At 67.1% G+C, this 234-nt stretch carries 1 protein-coding gene; it reads right to left on the bottom strand.

The genetic code is table 11. From position 1 onward, the window contains the following. Positions 1 to 234 (bottom strand): ATP-binding protein (locus EIP85_RS22090; RefSeq protein WP_241560144.1); only part of this gene is annotated, 234 nt, incomplete at its 5' end.

Genomic DNA, 234 nt, shown 5'->3' with positions numbered 1-234 from the left:
TCACGCCGCACTCCGAAGGTCCTGCCGATGTGGCAGCTCGACGCAAAAGGTGGTGCCCTGTCCAACTGCGCTGGTGAACGAGATCGTGCCCCCGTGCCGCTCCACGATGGCCTTGGCGATGCTCAGGCCCAACCCGGTGCCGCTGGGACGGCCCTGCGACGGCGTGCCGGCCTGAACGAAACGCTGGAAGAGCCGGTCCCCGTATTCCTCAGGTATTCCCGCCCCGTGATCCCT

The sequence above is a fragment of the Solirhodobacter olei genome (genome assembly GCF_004010155.1).
In the GTDB taxonomy this organism is placed as follows: domain Bacteria; phylum Pseudomonadota; class Alphaproteobacteria; order Rhodobacterales; family Rhodobacteraceae; genus Solirhodobacter; species Solirhodobacter olei.
This window is presented reverse-complemented; position numbering and strand designations above follow the sequence as displayed.